This window comes from Gordonia asplenii, from assembly GCF_012933505.1.
Classification (GTDB): domain Bacteria; phylum Actinomycetota; class Actinomycetes; order Mycobacteriales; family Mycobacteriaceae; genus Gordonia; species Gordonia asplenii.
Genome location: NZ_JABBNB010000001.1, coordinates 199,912 through 218,124, shown reverse-complemented (window position 1 = coordinate 218,124; position 18,213 = coordinate 199,912). Strand labels below are relative to the sequence as shown.

Genomic DNA, 18,213 nt, shown 5'->3' with positions numbered 1-18,213 from the left:
ACCGACCCGCCGAAAAATCAGCTGACGGTAACCACCGGAGAGCCGACAGAACTTCCGTCACCATCCTGACCCGTTTCGGCTGCGATGCGCAGCGCTTCTTCAATTAATGTCTCGACAATCTGCGATTCGGGAACGGTCTTGATGACTTCCCCCTTGACGAAGATCTGCCCGCGTCCGTTGCCGGAGGCGACGCCGAGGTCTGCCTCGCGGGCCTCGCCGGGACCGTTGACGACACAGCCCATCACGGCCACGCGCAGTGGGACCTCCATACCTTCGAGGCCCGCGGTCACCTCGTTGGCAAGTTTGTAGACGTCGACCTGCGCACGGCCGCACGACGGGCAGGACACGATTTCCAACTTGCGGGGCCGCAGATTGAGCGACTGCAGGATCTGATCGCCGACCTTGACCTCCTCGGCCGGCGGCGCCGACAACGACACCCGAATCGTATCCCCGATGCCCTGGGACAGCAGCGCACCGAATGCGACCGACGACTTGATGGTGCCCTGGAAGGCGGGGCCGGCCTCGGTGACGCCGAGGTGCAGCGGATAGTCGCATTGTGCGGCGAGCTGCCGGTAGGCCTCGACCATGATCACCGGGTCGTTGTGCTTGACCGAGATCTTGATGTCGCCGAAACCGTGCTCCTCGAACAGGCCCGCCTCCCACAGGGCGGACTCGACGAGCGCTTCCGGCGTCGCCTTTCCGTATTTCTGCAGCAGCCGGGGGTCGAGAGAGCCGGCGTTGACGCCGATCCGGATCGGAATGCCCGCGTCGCCCGCCGCCTGCGCGACCTCCTTCACGCGGCCGTCGAACTCCTTGATGTTGCCGGGGTTCACGCGCACCGCCGCACAACCGGCGTCGATAGCGGCGAAGATGTACCGCGGCTGGAAGTGGATGTCGGCGATCACCGGGATCTTCGACTTCTTCGCGATGATCGGCAGCGCGTCGGCGTCCTCCTGACGAGGGCACGCGACGCGCACGATGTCGCAGCCCGACGCCGTGAGCTCCGCGATCTGCTGAAGCGTCGCGTTGATGTCGTGGGTCTTGGTGGTGGTCATCGACTGAACCGAGATCGGCGAATCCGAGCCCACCCCGACGCCGCCGACCTTGAGTTGACGGGTCACGCGACGCGGCGCCAGCACCGGCGGCGGAGCTGCCGGCATTCCCAGGCCGATTGCCTGCGGACTGTCACTCATGTGTCGTTCTCCTCATTGTTACGAGCGGGTTGTTGCGAACGGGCTGGTTAGAGCTTGATGGGGTTCACGATGTCAGCTGTCAACGTCAGCACCATGAACGCGCCGAGAACGATGACCACCGCGTAGGTGAGCGGCATCAGTTTGAGGTAATCCACCGGACCGAGCGCGGTGCGGCCCATCCGGCGTCGAATCATGTTGCGGCCCTTCTCATATCCGACGATCGCCATATGCCCGCCGTCGAGCGGGAGCAATGGGACGAGGTTGAACAGGCCGAGGAAGAAGTTGATGCTGATGAGCAGGATCAGGAACAGTTCCCAGTTTCCGCGTTCGACGGCCTGCCCCCCGAGCACCGAGGCGCCGTAGACGCTGATCGGGGTGTCGACGGCACGTTCACCGCCGGTGACCGCGGTCCAGAGGGCGCCGATCTTGCTCGGCATCGAGAGCAACGCGTCCCAGGTCGCCTGGAACAGCTGCCCGGTGAATACGATCGATCCGGGGATGGCGGTCGCGACGTTGTACTCGTTGACCAGCTGCTGCTGCGGATACCTCAGGCCGACGCGCCCGATGGTCACCTTCTCGGTGGTGCCGTCGGACTTGGTCTGGGTGAGCGTCACCTTCTGCGGCGTCATCGTTAACGGCTGCGGCAACACCACGCCGTCCCGCTTGACCGTCAATTGCACTGGGCCCGTTGCTTTTTGGATGATCGGTGAAAGGTCAGCAGCACTGCTGACGGGTGTTCGGTCGACCGCTACGATCTCGTCGCCGGCACGCAGTCCGGCCGCGGCGGCCGGACCGGCACCGACGCACGGTCCCACGCTGTTGCCCTGCGCATCGGCGGTCGGGGTGACGCAGAACGTCGAGGCGACTTTCGCGGGGACCGGCGCGGGGTTGAGGATGGGCAGTCCCCACCCGACGGCGAGGACGTATACGAGGACGAAGCCCAGGATGAAATTCTGCGCGGGACCGGCGAACAACACCACCAGGCGTTTCCACGCCTTCTGCAGGTACATCGCGCGGGGGCGGTCCGCCTCGTCGATCTCGTCGTACGGGGTCATTCCGGCGATGTCGCAGAATCCGCCGAGGGGCAGCGCCTTGAAGCCGTACTCGGTCTCCCCCCGTCGGGTCGACCACAGCGTCGGTCCGAATCCGACGAAGTAGCGGCGCACCTTCATTCCGGTGCGCTGAGCAGCCCACATGTGTCCGCATTCGTGCCACGCCACCGATAACAGCAGCGCCACTGCGAACAGGACGACGCCCACGACAAAACTCACTCGTTGGTCAACTCTCTCTCACGCCGACGCTGGGCTGGTCGGTGCTTGTGCGGGCTCACAGGTCTAGGCGATCTCGGCGGCCCGGCGTCGGGCCCACGCGTCGGCTGCGAACACTTCCTCCAGCGTACCTGGTGGCGTGGCCCACTGATCCGCCTGCGACAGCACGTCGGCGATGGTCTCGACGATGCGGGGAAAGGTGATCCGACCTGCGAAGAACGCGTCGGCCGCCGCCTCATTGGCGGCGTTGAACACCGCTGTGAGACTTCCGCCACGGGTACCCGCCGCGCGCGCGAGTTCGATGGCCGGGAACACGTCGTTGTCGACCGGTTCAAAGGTCCAGGCCGACGCGGTGGAGAAGTCACAGGCCAGCGATGCGCCGGGGACCCGCTCGGGCCAGGCCAGGGCCAGCGCGATGGGCAGCTTCATCGACGGCGGCGACGCCTTGGCCACGGTCGCGCCGTCGACGAAGGTGACCATCGAATGCACGATGGACTGCGGGTGCACGGTGACGTCGATGTGGTCGTAGTCCACGTCGAAGAGCAGGTGCGCCTCGATGACTTCGAGCGCCTTGTTGACCAGGGTCGCCGAGTTGAGGGTGATCATCGGCCCCATCGACCAGGTCGGATGTTTGCCGGCTTGTTCGGGGGTGACGTCGACGATCTGCTCGCGAGTCCAGCCGCGGAACGGTCCGCCCGACGCCGTGAGAACCAGGCGGTCCACCTCGGCCGCCGATCCGGCCCGCAGGCATTGGGCGATGGCGGAGTGTTCGGAGTCGACGGGCACGATCTGCCCGGGCGCCGCGGCGTCGAGCACGAGTGAACCGCCCGCGACCAGCGATTCCTTATTGGCCAGCGCCAGGCGCGCGCCGGACCGCAGGATCGCGATGCTGGGCGCCAGTCCGAGGGATCCGACGACGGCGTTGAGTACGACGTCGGCCGGGCAGGCGTGTACCAGGTCTGTCATCGCGTCGGGGCCGGACAGCACGGTTGCGCCCAAGGCTGCGCCGACGGTGTCGGCCGCGTCGGGATTGGCGACGCCCACCGCATCGGGACCGAGCCCGGCCGCGCGTGCCTGCGCGATCAGTAGATCGGTGTTGCCGCCGCCGGCTCCGAGACCGACGACTTCGAAGCGGTCGGGATTGGCGGCGATGACCTCGAGCGCCTGGGTGCCGATGGATCCGGTCGAGCCGAGGATGAGGACGCGCGTAGGCGATTCGTCGGAAGTCACCCGTCGATTATCCCCCGCCGACTCACGCCCCTTGGCACCGCGACACGACCCGGTGAGGTTATGCTGTAGGCCGACCTACTACAGACCGTCGCATATCCGCGACGATCCCGGAGTTCACAGGAGTTGATCGTGGCTGGAACCGCAGTGCAGGAACATGATTCGCACGCGCAGATCGACACCGGCTGGAAGCGCGAGCCGGCCGACGCGCCGTCGGCCCGATTCGGCTGGCACGGTCAGGCCCGCAAGACGTTCACCGTCGTCGGCTGGTTCTTCGTCGCATTCCTGCTGTTCATGATGATCGGCAATCACAAGGGCAAGGTCGAGGACCTGTACCTGATCGGCTTCGCCGCGGTTCTCGCGTTCTTCCTGATCAAGAACTGGTGGCCGTCGCGCCGCAAGTGGAGCTGACGTCGGCGGCTGGCCGCTGAACCCTGCATCAATCGAAGAACCCGAACGGATTTTCCGTTCGGGTTCTTCGATGTGTGTGGGGTTGGTGTCGAGTCTGCGGGCTGGCCGTGCCGAAATCCCCTGTAGCACTGGTTCTATCGCCGCCAGGGATCCGGGGACATACGCCCACGAATGCACCGCCGACTCGATGCCTCCCGCATCGATCGTCCGCGCGGCGTCGGGCGCCGAGAAGTACAGCCCCTGGGCGAGGACGCCATGCGGCTCGTCGTCGTTCCGAGCGTCGCCGTCATTGCGCACGACAGTGAACGGCCCGGCCGATAGAACGGGCCCGGGATCTACAGAGTCGCCGGCGGATCCGCCAATCGATGCCGCCGTCGACGTGTTCCCGAGGATCGTCGCCTTGATCAGCGACTAGTTACCGTCGGCGTGGGTCACGATGGCGGAGATTTGACCGTTGAGTTGTTCGCGGGCTGGCGACGTCGCTGTCGCCGAGCAGTGCGCCCAGGGGCGAAGGCCATCGGGTAGGAGCCGACATCGAGCATCGGCCAGCGCAAGGGTTATAGACCCAGGGCTTCCTCTCGATTCGAGTGGTATCGAGTGAAGCTACGTCGGAAGGACTTATCACGACATTAGGTCAATTGAGACTGCGTCGCTAACGCCCGCTGTGCGCCAGGAGGATGAACGTCTACGAGGTTCCCCCGGTCTGCCCAGATTCCGTTGCGGCACACAGTAGTCTCAGAGATCTTAGACCATCGCGGGGGCATTAACCGGGCCCTGCTCGCGCCGACCGAAGGATCCGATGGACGTCTTCAATGTGCACCAGCGGCTGATCGATGACTACCGGTCATTCACTACATCTGCGGTCGACGTACGGGAACCGCGATTGAAGCAGCACGTCGTTGAACTGGCCGCACGGGGGGGACAGTGGCCTCAACCGTGGCTATCACTCAATCCGCTGTTCTCCAGCGGCGGTTCGATTACCGAGCTCGTCGCCGACGGACTGCTGCACGAAGAGTGCGAGCGAATCTTCCGCCCCAAGGAGTCGATCACAGACGTCGGAGTCCGCTCCATCACGTTACACCGGCATCAGCGTGACGCCGTCGAAGCCGCACGAAGCGGCGATTCGTACGTGCTCACAACTGGGACCGGGTCAGGCAAATCACTGGCGTACATCATCCCGATCGTCAATTGGGTGCTTCGCATGCCTTCCCGCAAGCGGGGCGTGAAGGCGATCATCGTCTACCCGATGAACGCCCTCGCCAATTCACAGGTCGGCGAGCTGGAGAAGTTCTTGCGGTTCGGCTATGGCGAGGGCAACGAGCCAGTCACCTTCGCCCGCTATACCGGCCAGGAGCAAGGCGAGGACCGTGACGAAATCCTGCGCAACCCACCCGACATCCTGCTGACCAACTACGTCATGCTCGAGTTGGTTCTCACGCGCCCGGAGGAACGCAAGAAGCTCGTGAAAGCGGCACAAGGGCTGCAGTTCCTCGTCCTCGACGAATTGCACACTTACCGGGGCCGCCAAGGCGCCGACGTTGCCATGCTGGTGCGACGCGTTCGCGACGCCTGCGAGTCACCCAACCTGCAATGCGTGGGAACCTCAGCGACGATGGCTAGCTCTGGCACCGCTGAGGACCAACGCACAGTCGTCGCAACTGTCACCGGCCAAATATTCGGTACAACCGTTACCCCGAACCGTGTGATTGGCGAACACCTCACTCACGCGACAGAGGGCACCGCGAATCTCGGTGTGCTCGCTCAGGAAATCAGGGCTGGTGGAGCCGCGGGCAACTATCAAGACCTTGCCGCATCACCTCTCGCCGCGTGGATCGAGTCGACGTTCGGCCTCGACAGCGAGCCGGAAACCAGCAGAATTGTCCGCTCAAAGCCGAAGACAGTGCGCGAAGCGGCCGCACACCTCGCCGAACTCAGCGGGTGTTCTCCAGATCAGTGCACAGCTGCCGTGCAGAGCACGCTACTTGCCGGATCCAATGCGGTCCACCCGGAGACGGGTCGTCCACTCTTCGCATTTCGACTCCATCAGTTCCTGTCCAAGGGCGACACGCTCTACGTGTCAATCGAGCCGGAGGACACCCGTCACATCACCGAGACATATCAGGTGTCGGTCCCCGGCGAACCGCACAAGTCGCTTATCCCGCTGTCATTCTGCCGAGAATGCGGTCAGGAGTACCTCGTAGTGGCCCGCTCCGAAGATCGAGGTACCACCCGGTACCGGCCGCGCCGTGACCGGGACGCCAGCGGCGGTGATCGCGCGAACGGCTACCTGTACATCTCGCGCGATCAGCCCTGGCCAGGTGACCCCGAAACTGAAGGGCGTTTTCCCGATTCGTGGCTGATTGACGGCGTGGTTATGGATCGCCTTCGCAAACACATGCCGCGTACCGTCCGCGTCGGCGTCGACGGCCATGAGGCCCACGATGGGATCCCGGCAGCGTACATTCCTGCTCCCTTCCGGTTCTGCCTTCGATGCAAGATCTCTTACGAACAGACCCGCGGAAACGACTTCGCGAAATTGGCCAGTCTCGACGCCGAAGGTCGCAGCTCGGCAGTCTCGGTTGTCAGCGCGTCGATCGTCCGCTCGCTCAAACAGCTTCCGCCCACGGAGCTTGACGAACACGCACGCAAACTCTTGACCTTCGTCGACAACCGGCAGGACGCCAGTTTGCAAGCGGGCCACTTCAACGACTTCGTCCAAGTGACACAGCTTCGGGGCGCACTTTGGCGCGCGTTGGCCGACGGTCCAGCACGCCACGATGACGTTGCCCAACGCGTCGTGGTCGCCCTCGGGCTGCCGTTTGCCGACTACGCCGGCAATCCCGACGCGCAGTATGGCGCACGCACCGCGGCAGAACGCGCGTTCAGCGGGTTCGTCGAGTACCGACTGTATGCAGATCTCGAACGCGGTTGGCGAGTCACAATGCCGAACTTGGAACAGACCGGCCTGCTCCACGTTAGCTATGAGTCATTGCCCGAGATCGCCGCTGACCAGGACCTCTGGGCGTCCTCGCCGGTTGCACTGCGCTACGCCGACGCGGGGCAGCGCGAGGAACTGTGCGGCATCGTGCTTGACGAGTTTCGGCGCGCACTCGCCATTGACGTCGAGTGCCTTTCCGAAGACGGATTCGATCGGCTCCGCAGGCAGTCCGACCAGCATCTGGCTGGCCCCTGGTCCGTAACCGGATCCGAACCGCCTCGAGTAGCTACGGTGTCGACCCGGCGGGGTTCGCCCGGTCAGCCCCGAGCTGAAGTTCGAATGACTGGACTGTCCGCGCTCGGACGCTACATCAAGGATCGAAGTGGCCTATGCGATCTAGACGGCAACCGCCTGACAACCGTCGATGCACAAGAGGTGATTGAGAACGCGCTCGACGTCCTGACACGTGTCGGGCTCCTGACGAAGGTTTCGCTCCCCCATGATTCTGGCCCCAACTATCGACTCAAAGCATCGTCGATCATCTGGATCGCGGGAACCGGAATCACCGGCGCTGCAGACCTTCTGCGTCGTACCGCTAGCGCTGACCAGGGGCTTCGCATTAACCCGTTCTTTCGTGACCTCTATCGACAGACTGCAACCACCCTAGCAGGGCTTTTCGCCCGCGAGCATACGGCCCAGGTTCCAGCCCGGATCAGGAGCGAACGAGAAAGCGACTTTCGTTCCGGCACACTCCCGCTGATGTATTGTTCGCCAACAATGGAATTGGGCGTCGATATTTCGAGCCTCAATGCGGTTGGCCTACGGAATGTGCCGCCGACTCCCGCGAACTACGCCCAACGATCGGGTCGCGCTGGGCGGTCGGGACAGCCCGCACTTGTTGTCACCTATTGCGCCACCGGAAACTCGCATGATCAGTACTACTTCCGGAGATCACAGGACATGGTCGCCGGCGTCGTCGCCGCCCCGAGGTTGGATCTCACAAACGAGTCATTGCTGGCCTCCCACCTACATGCAATCTGGTTGGCGGAGACCGGCGCGAATCTTCATTCGCGTATGCCTCAGCTCTTGGAGGTCGACACAACCGGAATGCCGCTCATCGACGGCCTTCGGAATGCGTTGTCACAGAAAGATGCTGCAATTCGCGCCACCCAACGTGCGGCTACGATCACCGAGCCACTGCGCATCGAACTCGGTGAAACGGCGTGGTGGCACGACGGCTGGGCGGCCGATGTAATTACATCGGCCGCAGCGTCCTTCAATCGAGCGTGCGATAGATGGCGAGAGCTTTATCAGGCGGCGCTGGCCGACCAAGACGAGCAGAATCGCATCGTTCTCGACACCTCTGCGACGACCGGAGCCCGTCGCGCGGCCGAGTCCCGCCGCCGAGACGCGGAAAGTCAGCTGAGAATCCTACGAAATGAAGACTCCGATACGGGGCACTCAGACTTCTACACTTATCGCTACTTCGCTTCGGAAGGGTTTCTTCCCGGCTACAGCTTCCCCCGACTTCCACTTGCCGCATATATCCCTGGACGTAAGGGCACCGCCGGCGCAGAAGGAGGTGACTACCTCCAACGACCGCGGTTCCTCGCAATCAGCGAGTTCGGCCCCGGTGCTCTGATCTACCACGAGGGAGCGCGCTACGAGGTCCGCCGCATTCAGGTCCCGATGTCTGCGGGCGGCATCGGGACGGTTGACCTTCAGGATGCGCGACGATGCGAAGATTGCGGTTATCACCATGTCCGTCAAGCCGGCCTCGATGTCTGCGAGAACTGCGGCGTCACGCTTCCTGCTCCCCGCCAGAATTTGATGCGGATGCAAACAGTGTTCACGCGGCGTCGCGAACGGATCTCTTCAGACGAGGAGGAACGTCGGCGCGCTGGCTTCGAGCTAGAAACTTCGTACCGATTCAGTCAACGGGGGCCTCACTCTGGTCGACTGTACGCCGTGGTCGACGGTTCCGGTGGGCCTGTCGCCGAACTCATCTATGGCGATACTGCGACTATCCGGGTCACCAATCTCGGTCGGCGACGACGCAAGAATCCGCATGAGCTCGGATATTGGCTCGATACGGTGAAGGGTAACTGGCTCAGCGAAAAGGACGCACCTGATGCGACTCCTGATGATGACGATTTGCCCGATGTGGAGAAGGCCGCAATTCCGCAAAAGGTGATTCCGTTTGTCGAGGACACGCGCAACATTGCGGTTTTTCGACTCGTGGTACCTGCCAACGATGTGGTCACCACAACCCTTCGCTATGCTTTGGAACGCGGGATCGAGGCCGAGTTCCAGCTGGAGGATTCGGAACTGTCGAGTGAAGTTCTTCCTGACCTCGTCGAGCGGGGACGGATGCTGTTCACCGAATCCGCCGAAGGTGGCGCAGGCGTGTTACGTCGCCTGATCGCCGAAGCCGACGCTCTCGCTCGGGTCGCACGCCGAGCACTCGATATCATGCACTTCGCGCCTGATGGATCCGATAACCGCTTCTCGTTGTCGGGGGCACGCTGCGAGAAGGCTTGCTATGACTGTCTCCTCGCGTACGGCAACCAGTCCGACCACGAACATATCGACCGGCACGCCATCCGGGACCTGTTGATCACGCTCACCTCAGCGACTACCTCGCCGATCAAAGCTGAAGGAAGTTCCCCCAGCGACATCGACGCATTGCGGGCAAAATGCAGCTCCGACCTCGAGCGCAATTTACTTGATGTACTTGTGTCTCACGAGTTCGTGCTTCCCGACGCCGTTCACGAATCGGTTGGCGCAGCCACAGCCGACTTCGTCTATCGGTCCGGCGACGGGGCAACTGCAGTATTCGTCGACGGCGACGCACCTCCCAGTGTGGGTCGCGACGCGAGCGCCGAGGATGATCTGTTAGACCGTGGTTGGTCGGTGGTGCGGCTACGTGCCGATTCCGATTGGTTGCCACAGCTACATCGCCACAGCTATGTATTCGGCTCGGGAAGGAACTGAGGGATGGGCTTTGCCCCCGGAAATCTTGTTACCGCACGCGGTCGTGAATGGGTGGTGCTCCCCGACAGCACCGACGACTTCCTAGTACTACGGCCCCTCGGCGGTCTCGAAGACGATGTCGCTGGCGTGCTTGTCAGCGAAGGCGTGACCCCGGCTGCGTTTCCAGCGCCGTCGCCTGACGATCTGGGTGACCATTTCAGCGCCAAGCTGCTCACCGACGCCTTGCGGATCGGATTCCGTTCCACGGCAGGGCCTTTCCGATGTCTAGCATCGATCGCTGTCGAACCTCGGGCCTACCAGTTGGTGCCGCTGATGATGGCGTTGCGCCAGGATGTGGTGCGCTTGCTGATCGCCGACGACGTCGGAATCGGCAAGACCATCGAAGCGGGTCTGGTGGCCGCAGAGCTACTCGCAGTTGGCGAAGCGCGTGGACTGTCTGTTCTGTGTTCACCTGCCCTGGCCGAACAGTGGCAGGCGGAGTTGCGCGGCAAGTTCGGCCTTGAAGCCGAGTTGGTACTGCCATCGACCGTGCGGCGGCTGGAGCGCGGCCGGATCGGCAGCGAATCCATCTTCGAGCGGTACCCGATCACAGTTGTCTCCACCGACTTCATCAAGTCCGCACGCCGTCGACACGAATTCCTGCGCACATGCCCCGACCTCGTCATCGTCGATGAAGTCCATACCTGTGTGGCGGCCGCCGGTCAGGCGGGATCCGGGCGTACGCAGCGCTTCGAGCTGATGCAAGCGCTTGCCGCCGATCCTCAGCGACATCTTGTCCTCGCCAGCGCCACACCGCATTCAGGAAACGACGACGCATTCCGCAACCTGCTGGGGCTGCTTGATCCCGCGTTGGCGACAGTCAACCTCGATGACCGTCGCGGTCGCGAGCTCCTAGCCCGCCATTTCGTTCAGCGCCGACGCGGCGACATTCGACGCTACCTCGACGAAGACACTCCCTTTCCAAAGGACCGTCTCACCAAGGAAGTCCCGTACACCCTGTCGCCGGAGTATCGGGCTCTTTTCGAGAAGGTACTCGATTACGCGCGCGAAACCATTCGAACCGACGACGGCGATCTGGCAAAGCGAGTCAATTGGTGGTCCGCACTTGCGCTGCTGAGGGCCTTGGCGTCGTCGCCGCGTGCGGCCGCGCAGACATTGCGCACTAGGGCCGCCTCGGCTGCCGCTGATTCGCCTGACGAGGCCGATGCGATCGGCCGCGCGACCGTCTTGGACCAGTCCGATGACGAAGCGATTGAAGCTGCCGACACCACGCCGGGAGCCGCCCCGGACTCCAACTCAGCATCGTCAACAACCCGTCGGCTTCGGGGATTTCTTTCCGAGGCTGCAAAGCTCGAAGGCAAGCCCGACCGCAAGGTCGCCGCGTTGACCACTCAAGTCAAGGCATTGCTCGCCGACGGCTGCGATCCCATTGTGTTCTGCCGGTTCATCGATACCGCGGAGTATGTGGCAGAGCAATTGGATAGGGCGCTGGGCCGCAACGTGTCAGTCCGGGCGGTCACCGGCGCCCTGCCACCCGCCGAACGAGTGGCTCGCATAGATGAACTGACTGCCTCAGAGGGCCGTCATGTGTTGGTTGCCACCGACTGTTTGTCCGAGGGGGTGAACCTGCAAGAGAGTTTTCAAGCGGTACTGCACTACGACCTCGCGTGGAACCCCACCCGCCACGAACAGCGTGAAGGGCGTGTCGATCGGTTCGGCCAGCGAGCCGATCAAGTCCGCGCGTTGACACTGTACGGCCGCGACAACCAGATCGACGGTATTGTCCTTGAAGTACTGCTGCGCAAACATGAGCAAATTCGCAAGGCGACCGGAGTTTCCGTGCCCGTCCCCGACAACAACGGTGCTGTGGTCGAAGCACTGATGGAGGGCCTTCTGCTCCGCGGAGTAGACGCCGAACAACTCACCCTGGACCTCGGCGTCCAAGACAAGCGGGATGCGCTCTACGACGATTGGATGTCGACCGCCGAACGCGAAAAGCGTGCGCAGACCAAGTACGCGCAGCACGCGATCAAGCCCGAGGACGTCGCCGCCGAAGTTGCCGCTGCGCGCACAGCGCTGGGGACCCGAGCCCAGGTGCGCACCTGCGTCCAACATTCATTGCACGCACTGCAGTCAACAGTCGTCGCGCGGGACAACGGATTGAGCGCGACGTTGGCGGGACTACCACTCGGGCTGCGTGACGCCTTACCTCCGGACCGAAACGATCCGCTGCTATTTGCATACGACCTACCACTGCGGCGCGGTGACGCGGTCCTCAACCGAACTGATGCATCGGTCGAGGCGATCGCCGGCTACGTCATCGAGTCCGCGCTCGATGCGACGATGGACTCGGCAGACCGCCCGGCCCGTCGATGCGCAGTGATTCGCACTGATTCGGTGCCCACTCGCACGACACTCCTGGTTTCTCGCTACCGATTTCACCTGGAGTTGCCGTCAAGAAGCGGTGCGCGCCAATTGATTGCCGAGGATGTAGCAACTCTGGCGTTCGAAGGCTCACCCACCCAAGCTCGATGGCTCGCGCCGGACGACGCGCAAGCCCTGCTCTCCGCAGTTCCCAGCGGTAACGTTCCGGGCCCGCAGGCACAACAGTTCATGTCCCGCGCTCTCGATGGAATCGACTCCTTGATGCCACATCTGTCCGAGCACGGCGCGGCATTGGCCAAAGGCCTACTCAACGCGCATCGCCGAGTTCGGCAAGCATCATCGGAAATAGTGCGCGGCCTGAAGGTCACAGCTGAGCCGGGCGCAGATATCTTAGGGGTCTTCGTGTTCGTGCCACCTGCCAGGGAGTCTGCCAAATGACAGCTGAGTCGTTCATGGGATTACATATCTCGGGCGGCCTATTGCCGGTCGACCTCCCTACACAGCTGGCAACTGGTCGCGACCCCAGCGGAAACACCTTGTCCCCCAAGGATTATCACCTCGCAACCGGCGAGACCGTCCGTGACGCGGCGAACCGTGTCTGGGCATACCTCCGAGGCGCGTGGCAAGGCTACCGTGACGCTCTGGCTCAAATCCCCGACGGCTCGTCGACTACTTCTCTCACTCGCGAGCGCTTCCTCCTAGTGCTGCTCGATCAGCTGGGCTACGGCCGTGTGTCGACGACCGGACGCGGTGGAATCACGGCCGACGGGCAATCGTTCCCGATCTCTCACGAGTGGAGGCCGATACCGATACACCTGTTGGGTGCGCGCACCGCTCTCGACACACGAACGAAGGGCGTGGCGGGCGCCGCCGGAGCCTCCCCACAGTCGATGGTGCAGGAGTTGCTCAACCGTAGCGACGCTCATCTATGGGGAATCTTGTCCAACGGGCAAGTATTGCGACTGCTGAGAGATTCGACCTCCCTCGTCGGTTCGGCGTATGTGGAGTTCGATCTTGAAGCAATCTTCGACGGTGACCTCTTTGCCGACTTTCTGCTGCTTTACACCCTCTGCCAGGTATCGCGCCTGGAAGTTCGCGACGACGAGATCGGCGCCACCAGCTGCCGCTTGGAGCAGTGGCGCACCGAAGCAGTGGAGTCCGGTTCGCGCGCGCTGAACCTGCTGCGAGACGGCGTGGTCGATGCGCTGCGGACTTTGGGGCGGGGTTTCCTTACTCACCCCGACAACGCATCGCTTCGCGAAGACCTTGAATCCGGTCGCCTAACAGTGGTTGATGTGAACCATGCACTCCTGCGCGTGGTCTATCGACTTCTGTTCACGTTCGTCGCCGAAGACCGCGGCGCCCTTCTAGATCCATCTGCCAATCCGATTGCCCGTCAACGGTATTCGGACTACTTCTCCACTGCCCGTTTGCGAGCCACTGCACGCCGGCGCCGAGCCAGCGCCGGACGGTACAGTGACCGCTGGGCCGCTCTCACTCTTGTGTGGCGTGGTTTGGGCGACGAGGGCGGCCTACCGGGACTCGGTTTGCCCGGAATCGGTGGCCTGTTCGACCAGGGCGAACTCGACTTTCTTGCCGACCACGGGTTGAGCAATGACGCGCTGTTGAGTGCTGTTCGTTCCCTCTCCCTGACTCATGAACCCAAGTCCTCAGTGCTGCGGGTGGTCGATTATCGCAACTTGGGTGCCGAGGAGCTAGGGAGCATCTACGAGGCTCTCTTGGAGTTCGTGCCACAGTGGGACCCGACGACCAAGCGTTACGCTCTGGACATCGCCTCGGGCAACCAACGCAAGGACACCGGTTCGTACTACACGCCGACCTCGTTGGTCGAGTCGCTGCTCGATACCGCCCTGGACCCCGTGCTCGACGACGCAGTTAAGTCGGCTAACAACTCAGACGGCCAGGTCGCCGCACTGCTCCGAGTCACAGTATGTGATCCCGCGTGCGGCAGCGGTCACTTTCTGGTCGGAGCCGCTCGCCGAATCGCCAAGCGTGTTGCGGCGATCCGCACCGGCGATCCCGAGCCCGCGCCACAACAGATTCGCGTGGCGATGCGTGAGGTGGTGTCGACGTGCATTTACGGTGTCGACGTCAACCCTCTCGCTGCCGAGTTGGCCAAGGTGTCGTTGTGGATGGAGGCGCTTGAGCCAGGGCGGCCACTCACCTATCTCGACGGGCAGATCAAGGTCGGCAATGCGCTCGTAGGCGTCACCCCCAGATTGTTAGCGGACGGGTTACCGGATTCAGCATTCAAACCGATCGAGGGCGACGACAAGACATTGTCGTCCGCGCTGGCCAAGGCGAACAAGACCGAACGTGCAAGGCAAGGCGGCTTGTTCGACATCGGTGATGTACTCAGGTCAAACTCCGACATCGGTGATGAAGTCGAGCAGGTAATCGGGAGCCAGGCGCTGTCACTCGCCGATGTTCACGTCCAACAGCAGCGACTCCGCTCATACCAGCAGTCGAGCGAATACCAGCAGCACCGCCTCGCTGCCGACGCCTGGTGCGCGGCGTTCGTGTGGCCGAAGTTCGACGGCGCGCCCACCCCGATCACGCAGAGCACGATTGCCGCGCTGTCGCAGGGAACGGACGTTTTAGACCACCTGCAACGCGACGAACTCACCCGACTCACTGCCGAGTATCGATTCTTTCACTGGCATTTGGAGTTTCCGCACCTGTTTCCCACCGATGTTGCTGGTGTCGGCAGCGATTCTCTCAACGACGCGACTGGATGGGCTGGGGGCTTCTCGGTGGTGCTGGGGAATCCACCGTGGGAACGTGTGAAACTTCAAGAGCAGGAGTTCTTCGCTGCACGAGACACTGAGATTGCGACTGCTCCAAACGCAGCTGCCCGAAAACGATTGATCGCGAAGTTGCCTACTACGAATGCACCGCTTTATCATGCGTTCGCCGCCGAGAAGCGCCGGGCGGAAGGAATTTCCCATATCCTGCGCAATTCTGGTCGTTACCCTCTAACTGGGCGCGGCGACATCAATACCTACGCAGTTTTCGCCGAGACTGACCGGAACCTCCTTACCGGCGACGGCCGACTCGGCGTGATACTGCCAACGGGGATCGCCACCGATGCGACCACGCAATACTTCTTCAAGGATCTCGTCGAACGCGGGTCGATAGCCAGCCTGTATGACTTCGAGAACTCGCGGCCGCTGTTCGACGGAGTCCACCGAAGTTTCAAGTTCTGCCTACTTACATTGACGGGCCGCGATACTCGCGAGCCGCGTGCCGATTTCGCATTCTTTGCCCACGACCCTACCGACTTACTGCGCCCTGACACAACGTTCACGTTGAGCCCCGAAGAGATCACGTTACTGAATCCGAACACGGGAACCTGCCCTGTGTTCCGATCGCGCCGCGACGCCGAGATCACCCTAGGCATCTACCGGCGCGTGCCGGTGTTGATCAACGAGAATGACCCGGTGAACGGCAATCCTTGGGGCATCAAGTTCATGACAATGTTCCACATGTCCAATGACTCGGGTCTGTTCCACACCCGCAACGAACTGGAAGCTGACGGTTGGGTGCTGAACGGCAATGTCTTTGAGCGGGGGGGGGGGCGAAACTCGAGCGAATGATGCCACTTTACGAGGCCAAGATGATCCATCACTTTGATTATCGCTGGGCGACGTACGAGCGCGACGGGTCGACCCGTCTGGTGACGACTGAGGAGAAGGCCGATTCGAGTTTCGCTGCGCTGCCTCGCTACTGGGTAGCGGAAAGCCTCGTGCACGAACGCCTCAGTGGACATCCAGGCGATTGGCTCCTCGGATGGCGCGACATCTGCCGAAGTACGGATGAGCGAACAATGATCGCCGCTATGCTTCCTGTAGCGGCAGTCAATCACAAACTACCCCTCGCTTTTACACCTCACATTAGGCTACTCTGCGCTGCGTGGAGTTCATTTGCCTTCGACTATGTTGCAAGACAGAAGGTCGGCGGAACGTCAATGACCTATTTCTACCTCAAGCAGATCCCCGTGCCATTCCCCGCGCAGTTCCGGTCTCCTGGCTTCCAGGGGCAGATAGTCGAGCACCTTCACCATCTGATTACCTTCGACTATTCAGCAGATTGCGCGCAACTAAAGGCCCAGCTAGACGCAATCTTCTTTCATCTCTACGGGATCGATCGCGATGATGTCGACTACATCATGGACGCCTTTCCTATTGTCAAACGAAAGGAATTCAGCAAGCTTGGCGAGTATCGTACCAAACGACTAGTTCTTGAAGCATATGACGCTATAGTGCTCGGAAGACGAAACGGAGCACCTTCCAACTCCCCTGCTGGAATCGATGATAGCCCACTGGAGACTCCCAAATGACTACCGATGTCAAGGCAATGCTTCCACTCTACGAAGCGAAGATGATCCATCAGTACGACCACCGATGGGCTACATATGAACGTGACGGACGAGTACGCGACGTAACCCTCAAAGAGAAGGAAGACTCGAATTTCGTTGCAATTCCCCGCTATTGGGTAGCGGAAGGTGAGGTCGCAGACAAGCTCGAAGGGCGCTGGAACCGCGACTGGCTGCTCGGCTGGCGCGATATTTGCCGTAGCACCGACGAGCGCACCTGCATCGCAACCATCAGCGGAGAACACGCGTCGCCCGAGGGTGGAACTCTGCTAACCTTCTGCGATCCCCCGGAGGCTGCCGCAGTCATTCTTGCGAACTGGAACAGTTTCGCTTTTGATTTTGTCGCGCGACAGAAGGTCGGTGGAACCCACCTAAAGTACTTCACCATGCGCCAACTGCCAATGATCAGCCCATCAGTTGCGGACTCAATCACTGCCTGGTCGCAAAAGCCTTTGAAGGAATGGATCTTTGATCGCGTAACCGCCCTCATCGCGGACAACCTGGAGATGAGGCCTATCGCCGAGGATCTGCGGGGCACCCCGTCATCTACCCCTTGGAACCCCACCCAACGCGCCCACCTCCGCGCCGAACTTGACGCCGCCTTCTTCCATCTGTATGGCATCGAACGCGACGACGTCGACTACATAATGGAAACGTTCCCTATCGTCAAACGCAAAGACATCGCTGAGTTCGGTGAGTACCGCACAAAGCGCCTCATCTTGGAGGCCTACGACGAGATGGCTGCTTGACCGTGCCGCGTCCGGTCCCGACAACTGTTTGCCACTTCACTCACATCGATCACCTGGCGACCATCGTCGAACATGGACTGCTCTCGGACACTGACGCGCAGGGCGGCGGGCACCTCACCGTCGAGGCCGGCAACCCAAGCATCAAGGAGCAACGCCGCCGTAGACCGGTTGTCGTCGAACCGTACGGCATCGTCGCCGACTACGCGCCGTTCTACTTCCGGTCGCGTAGCCCGATGATGTATGCAATCCGCCACGGCAATGTGCCGACGTTCACTGGCGACTGCCACGACCTGATCTACCTGATTACGACAATCGAGATCCTTCACCAGCACGGCCTGCCGATGGTGTTCACCGATCGGAACGCCGCGCTCGCTCACAGCAAGCACTCCACCGCCATCGACGATCTGGACGATCTCGTCGACTGGGCAGTCATGTATCTCGACTACTGGAGGAACACCGAGGAGGACCCAGATCGTAAGGAACGCCGGATGGCTGAATGCTTGGTCCACCAGCGGGTTCCGTGGGACGCGATCGACGGGATCGCCGTCTACGACGACGCCCGCCGCGATACGGTCGAATCGGTCCTCGCTAACCTGGAGGTAACCGCGCCACCCATTCATGTCACACCGAAGGCCTACTTTTGAACCATGGA

General features: G+C 62.1%; 10 protein-coding genes. 7 read left to right on the top strand and 3 right to left on the bottom strand.

The genetic code is table 11. The annotated features are described in order from the left end of the window. Positions 1-17 precede the first annotated feature (17 nt). The 3 genes from ispG to dxr form a co-directional block, all read right to left on the bottom strand. Positions 18-1,193 carry a flavodoxin-dependent (E)-4-hydroxy-3-methylbut-2-enyl-diphosphate synthase gene (gene ispG / locus HH308_RS00960; protein WP_170192281.1) on the bottom strand — a complete coding sequence of 392 codons (1,176 nt, stop codon included), beginning with the start codon at positions 1,191-1,193 and terminating at the stop codon, positions 18-20. Between the two features lie 47 nt (positions 1,194-1,240). Beyond that, positions 1,241-2,464: a M50 family metallopeptidase gene (locus tag HH308_RS00955; protein WP_170192280.1), complete on the bottom strand. Its 1,224-nt coding sequence runs from the start codon at positions 2,462-2,464 to the stop codon at positions 1,241-1,243. 63 nt (positions 2,465-2,527) lie between these two features. Continuing rightward, positions 2,528-3,691 (bottom strand): 1-deoxy-D-xylulose-5-phosphate reductoisomerase, encoded by a 1,164-nt coding sequence (gene dxr / locus HH308_RS00950; protein WP_170192279.1) that lies wholly within the window; start codon positions 3,689-3,691, stop codon positions 2,528-2,530. 129 nt (positions 3,692-3,820) lie between these two features. Between dxr and HH308_RS00945 the strand changes: the two genes are divergently transcribed. The 7 genes from HH308_RS00945 (at position 3,821) to darT (ending at position 18,205) form a co-directional block, all read left to right on the top strand. Beyond that, positions 3,821-4,099, top strand: coding sequence for a DUF2631 domain-containing protein (locus tag HH308_RS00945; RefSeq protein ID WP_170192278.1), 279 nt, complete (start codon positions 3,821-3,823; stop codon positions 4,097-4,099). Positions 4,100-4,898: 799 nt separating this feature from the next. Beyond that, on the top strand, positions 4,899-10,031 hold the full coding sequence (locus HH308_RS00940; protein ID WP_170192277.1) for a DEAD/DEAH box helicase family protein: 5,133 nt from the start codon (positions 4,899-4,901) through the stop codon (positions 10,029-10,031). Positions 10,032-10,034: 3 nt separating this feature from the next. After that, positions 10,035-12,854, top strand: coding sequence for a DUF8741 domain-containing protein (locus tag HH308_RS00935; RefSeq protein WP_170192276.1), 2,820 nt, complete (start codon positions 10,035-10,037; stop codon positions 12,852-12,854). After that, positions 12,851-16,033 (top strand): Eco57I restriction-modification methylase domain-containing protein, encoded by a 3,183-nt coding sequence (locus HH308_RS00930; protein ID WP_246284049.1) that lies wholly within the window; start codon positions 12,851-12,853, stop codon positions 16,031-16,033. The genes HH308_RS00935 and HH308_RS00930 overlap by 4 nt, the downstream gene beginning before the upstream one ends. After that, positions 16,030-16,776 (top strand): hypothetical protein, encoded by a 747-nt coding sequence (locus HH308_RS29655; protein WP_246284048.1) that lies wholly within the window; start codon positions 16,030-16,032, stop codon positions 16,774-16,776. The genes HH308_RS00930 and HH308_RS29655 overlap by 4 nt, the downstream gene beginning before the upstream one ends. Beyond that, positions 16,773-17,561 carry a hypothetical protein gene (locus HH308_RS00925; RefSeq protein WP_170192275.1) on the top strand — a complete coding sequence of 263 codons (789 nt, stop codon included), beginning with the start codon at positions 16,773-16,775 and terminating at the stop codon, positions 17,559-17,561. Before HH308_RS29655 ends, HH308_RS00925 begins: the two co-directional genes overlap by 4 nt. Before the next feature lie 2 nt (positions 17,562-17,563). Beyond that, on the top strand, positions 17,564-18,205 hold the full coding sequence (gene darT, locus HH308_RS00920; RefSeq protein WP_312870290.1) for a type II toxin-antitoxin system toxin DNA ADP-ribosyl transferase DarT: 642 nt from the start codon (positions 17,564-17,566) through the stop codon (positions 18,203-18,205). Positions 18,206-18,213: the final 8 nt, after the last annotated feature.